The sequence below is a fragment of the Paenibacillus sp. OT2-17 genome, from assembly GCF_009827695.1.
Taxonomy (GTDB): Bacteria; Bacillota; Bacilli; order Paenibacillales; family Paenibacillaceae; genus Paenibacillus; species Paenibacillus polymyxa_B.
This window is the reverse complement of the sequence record NZ_WUDQ01000641.1, coordinates 1-1,977: the sequence shown is the minus strand read 5'-3', so window position 1 is coordinate 1,977 and position 1,977 is coordinate 1. Positions and strand designations below refer to the sequence as shown.

Genomic DNA, 1,977 nt, shown 5'->3' with positions numbered 1-1,977 from the left:
GGGTCCATAGTCTATCCCCATGGCTCTGAAAGCTTCATAGCATTGGCTTGGAGAAAGTGGTGTGCGGGTACAGTCTGCCCGTAAGACATTCAGGTCCAGATACTGTAGCTCGCCAGCCCTCTCCAACACAGCCATTCCCTGACTGTGTATAATGCCCTCAGCGTCGGCTCCTTCCATCCCGCTGCATATTTCAAACGCAATCTCTCCATTGTCCTGGGGATATAGACTGATGAGTACCCTGACCGGTCCGTCTGCTACAACCACAGGCCGAGCCCATACGATATTTTTCAGCTGAATATGGGTCTCGCTTTCTACTACGGCCCCCACTGCCTCTTCTACAGCTGCTCGCACCATTTCGAGGTAAGCCACCCCGGGTAATGTTTGTTGACCCTTGATTCTGTGGTCTGACAGGAAAAATTCCCGGCCTGTAAAAGTAGAGCTATAACGTTGTCCGGAGAGATCGGAAATATTCTGATGCAATAAAGGATGAATTTGGGCAGTCATAGCCAGATTTACACTGCCTTGTCCAGTGTCTGTTTCGGATAACCAATAGCGTGCCCTTTCGAAAGGATAGGTCGGCAGACTGATTCGTCTGGGCTTGATATCTCCATAAAGTGCGTCCCATTCAATGCTTGCGCCATTGGCCCACAATTTGGCTACCTTATCAAGTCTTTTCTTCTCAGTCCAGGCCCGAACCAGGGTTCCGGTGTCTTCGTGCGAATCCAAGAGTTCGATTCCGCCACCTGCATAGTTCACACGGCCGATCAGCACTTTTTCCGACGAGTTTCCGTTAATAAAATGTTCAAGTTCATCTATCAGATTTTCTCTTGAATCCGTCAAAAACGCGAGACGCCAGTCCATGGCCTCTCTTCCCACTTGCAAGGTATAGGTCAGGTCCGTGAGATTAACGCTTTCGTGCAACTTAACAAAATTCATCATATCTGCTGCATAGGTTTTCAAGGATTGTTCACTTTTAGCGGACAGCACAAATAGTCCCGGGTTGTCTTTACCCACTGGGGGTAGATTCACCGCAGAGACTACAGGAACATATTCTTCAATAACCATATGAGCGTTAGTACCGCTAAATCCGAAAGAACTTACGCCCGCACGCCGGGGTACTCCCGGTTCGGGCTCCCAGCTTTGCAGGCTGGTGTTAATATAGAACGGGCTATCCTCCAGAGAAATATGCTCATTTAAGGATTCGAAATGAATGGTAGGCGGCAATTGGTGGTGCTTCATGGCCAGCAGCACTTTCATCACACTGGCCACTCCGGCCGCAGTCATCATATGACCCATATTGCTTTTCAGTGACCCCAATGCGCAATAGCCCTTCTTGCTTGTATAGGATCGGAATGATTCCGTAAGTCCCTCCACCTCGATAGGATCACCCAGCTTTGTTCCTGTTCCGTGGGCCTCTATCATGGAGATGGTTTCGGGATGAATGTTAAACCGTCGATATACGTCTTTTTCCAGCGAGATTTGTGAATTTACACTTGGGGCAGTTATTCCGTTGGTTTTTCCATCCTGGTTCATTCCCCATCCCCGAATAACTCCATATATGGAGTCCTTGTCTCTGACTGCATCAGAGAGCCGTTTTAATAAAATGACCCCAACTCCTTCTCCGGGAACAAACCCGTTTGCACGGGCATCAAAGGTAAAGCACCGTCCATCCTTGGACAGCATTCCTGCCTTGCTAGTCATAACATGCATCCCCGGACCAGCCATAATCATGACTCCGCCTGCCAAAGCAAGGTCACTTGTTTCTAAAAGGAGACTGTTGCAGGCTTCAGCAATAGCCACCAGAGAGGAAGAACATGCGGTATCAATAGCCAAAGAAGGACCTTTCAAATTTAGCAGATACGAAATCCGAGCGGATAGAATTGAAGGCGACCCTCCCATAAGAACCTGCGCATTTAGCCCCTGCCCACTCATGGACCTCCCATAATCACTGGCTGCACAACCTACAAAAACACCGCA

General features: G+C 48.9%; 1 protein-coding gene. It reads right to left on the bottom strand.

From position 1 onward, the window contains the following. Window positions 1-1,977, bottom strand: a 1,977-nt coding sequence (locus tag GRP75_RS25610) for a type I polyketide synthase (protein ID WP_160790735.1), incomplete at both ends; no start/stop codon positions are given.